A 2,166-nucleotide genomic window follows, 5' to 3' on the forward strand; every position below is an offset into this window, starting at 1 on the left:
TCCTGCGAGGATAGGACATCGCGATGCATTAATGGACGTTTAGCTCAGCTGGGAGAGCACCTGCCTTACAAGCAGGGGGTCACAGGTTCGATCCCTGTAACGTCCATTGGGTCGTTAGCTCAGTTGGCAGAGCAGTGGACTTTTAATCCATGGGTCCTGGGTTCGAGCCCCAGACGACCCACTTTAATAATATGTATCTATTTCGTCAAACTGGTAACTATTCATTTGTTGCCGACTTAGCTCAGTTGGTAGAGCATCGCTCTTGTAAAGCGGAGGTCGAAGGTTCGAACCCTTTAGTCGGCATCATGCGAACATAGTTCAGCTGGTAGAACGCTACCTTGCCATGGTAGAGGTCGCGGGTCCGAATCCCGTTGTTCGCTTTGCCGGCTTGGCGGAATAGGCAGACGCACAGGACTTAAAATCCTGCGATGGAGACATCGTACCGGTTCGATCCCGGTAGCCGGCATATTATTTGCACCTATAGCGCAACTGGATAGAGTGTCTGACTACGAATCAGAAGGTTGAAGGTTCGAATCCTTCTAGGTGCATTACAAACGTTAGTTTGTTTATTATTGCTAGTTAGCATGTTCGGGACGTAGCTCAGTTTGGTAGAGCACCTGGTTTGGGACCAGGGGGTCGCAGGTTCGAATCCTGTCGTCCCGATTATGACACTAAGTGTTATGTTTCGCGGTGTAGCTCAGCTGGCTAGAGCGTCCGGTTCATACCCGGGAGGTCGAGGGTTCGATTCCCCCCGCCGCGATTGGCTCATAGAAATTGGACCTTTAGCTCAGTTGGTTAGAGCAGACGGCTCATAACCGTCCGGTCGTTGGTTCGAGTCCAACAAGGTCCATTTAGGCCTTAGGTATTTATGGAGAATTACCCAAGTCTGGCTGAAGGGAACGGTCTTGAAAACCGTCAGGTCGGGAAACCGGCGCGTGGGTTCGAATCCCACATTCTCCTTCATCATCATTTGATGATTATTATTTATTATAGCGGGTTGGAGCAGTCTGGTAGCTCGTCGGGCCCATAACCCGAAGGTCGTAGGTTCAAATCCTACACCCGCAATTAAATCAGATTTTTTTATCTGTTGGTCGCATGGTCTAGTTGGTTATGACGTTCGCCTGTCACGCGAAAGATCACGGGTTCGAATCCCGTTGTGACCGTTTTATTTTGGCGCGGTAGCTCAGTTGGTAGAGCATACGATTGAAGCTCGTAGTGTCGACGGTTCGATTCCGCCCCGCGCCATAACATTATGTTAATAGTGTCATGCGGATGTAGTACAACGGCTAGTGCTCCAGCCTTCCAAGCTGGGAATGCGGGTTCGATTCCCGTCGTCCGCTTTGTAGTATGGGACTGTAGCTCAGCTGGTTTAGAGCGCACCCCTGATAAGGGTGAGGTCGGAGGTTCGAGTCCTCTCAGTCCCATTTTGTTAAAAGTTTACTTTTGACATGGGGACATACTCAAGAGGCTGAAGAGGCGCCCCTGCTAAGGGTGTAGGTCGGGAAACCGGCGCGAGGGTTCGAATCCCTCTGTCTCCGTACTTAATAACATTAATTGATAACTAAAATTGTTCTCCTTTGGGAGAGCAATTTTTTTGTTTCTAAAACAAAAAATGAATTAATTGAATAAAGATCGTTTGGATACATTACCATTGTTTAGAGTAGGGATGGTCATCTAGATAAGACAGTTCTTGTAAGTACGTAATTGTTGCTTAGTGACATTATTGATTACCTTTTTACTGTGTAGGTTATGCGAAAAATAGTGCATATGGATTATTAATTAACTTTTTATTTTTATAAACAAGAAAAATAAGTGATTAAATTAAGCTTTTATATAAGATAGACAAAAAGGAAGCATATGGTTTTTGCCAGTGTATTTAGATTTAAATAGTAACACATTTTCAAAGACTAAAAGTTTAATGCAGTGATGAATGCATTTTTTTGCTTATTTGCAAGTTAAAATAAGGTAATCATTATGGTAGTGGATTTGGAAATATCCTTTGACCGATTTCCCTATCCTGAAATATACAAAAAAGGGACTGTGAACTGAACCCCAAAAATTGGAGAGAAGTTTAAGCAACTAACTGGTCGGAAAGATTTCGGTATTGAACCGGAGTTTTTCCGGCCAGTTTTGTTTTAATCCGTTTATTATTGTAGTAATAGATAT

The 2,166-nt window shown here is 44.5% G+C and carries 1 protein-coding gene and 16 tRNA genes; 16 read left to right on the forward strand and 1 reads right to left on the reverse strand.

Annotation, left to right across the window (positions count from 1 at the left end; genetic code table 11):
- The first annotated feature begins 33 nt into the window (after positions 1-33).
- The 16 genes from NGR58_RS10040 (at position 34) to NGR58_RS10115 (ending at position 1,538) form a co-directional block, all read left to right on the forward strand.
- A tRNA-Val gene (locus NGR58_RS10040) sits at positions 34-106 on the forward strand.
- 2 nt (positions 107-108) lie between these two features.
- Positions 109-181, forward strand: a tRNA-Lys gene (locus NGR58_RS10045).
- 49 nt (positions 182-230) lie between these two features.
- Positions 231-303 (forward strand) — tRNA-Thr (locus tag NGR58_RS10050).
- Positions 304-307: 4 nt separating this feature from the next.
- Positions 308-380 (forward strand) — tRNA-Gly (locus NGR58_RS10055).
- Positions 381-382: 2 nt separating this feature from the next.
- Positions 383-466, forward strand: a tRNA-Leu gene (locus NGR58_RS10060).
- An 8-nt stretch (positions 467-474) separates the two neighbouring features.
- Positions 475-548: transfer RNA gene (locus tag NGR58_RS10065), tRNA-Arg, on the forward strand.
- 41 nt (positions 549-589) lie between these two features.
- Positions 590-663 (forward strand) — tRNA-Pro (locus tag NGR58_RS10070).
- A 23-nt stretch (positions 664-686) separates the two neighbouring features.
- Positions 687-760: transfer RNA gene (locus NGR58_RS10075), tRNA-Met, on the forward strand.
- A 16-nt stretch (positions 761-776) separates the two neighbouring features.
- Positions 777-850, forward strand: a tRNA-Ile gene (locus NGR58_RS10080).
- Positions 851-870: 20 nt separating this feature from the next.
- Positions 871-960, forward strand: a tRNA-Ser gene (locus NGR58_RS10085).
- A gap of 31 nt (positions 961-991) precedes the next feature.
- Positions 992-1,065 (forward strand) — tRNA-Met (locus tag NGR58_RS10090).
- 24 nt (positions 1,066-1,089) lie between these two features.
- Positions 1,090-1,163: transfer RNA gene (locus NGR58_RS10095), tRNA-Asp, on the forward strand.
- Between the two features lie 9 nt (positions 1,164-1,172).
- Positions 1,173-1,245, forward strand: a tRNA-Phe gene (locus NGR58_RS10100).
- Between the two features lie 23 nt (positions 1,246-1,268).
- Positions 1,269-1,340: transfer RNA gene (locus tag NGR58_RS10105), tRNA-Gly, on the forward strand.
- Between the two features lie 9 nt (positions 1,341-1,349).
- Positions 1,350-1,424, forward strand: a tRNA-Ile gene (locus NGR58_RS10110).
- A gap of 26 nt (positions 1,425-1,450) precedes the next feature.
- Positions 1,451-1,538, forward strand: a tRNA-Ser gene (locus NGR58_RS10115).
- A gap of 533 nt (positions 1,539-2,071) precedes the next feature.
- Here NGR58_RS10115 and NGR58_RS10120 read toward each other — a convergent pair.
- Positions 2,072-2,164: an IS3 family transposase gene (locus NGR58_RS10120; RefSeq protein WP_407077141.1), complete on the reverse strand. Its 93-nt coding sequence runs from the start codon at positions 2,162-2,164 to the stop codon at positions 2,072-2,074.
- Positions 2,165-2,166: the final 2 nt, after the last annotated feature.

Origin of the sequence: Weissella fangxianensis, assembly GCF_024718545.1 — a bacterium.
Classification (GTDB): Bacteria; Bacillota; Bacilli; order Lactobacillales; family Lactobacillaceae; genus Weissella; species Weissella fangxianensis.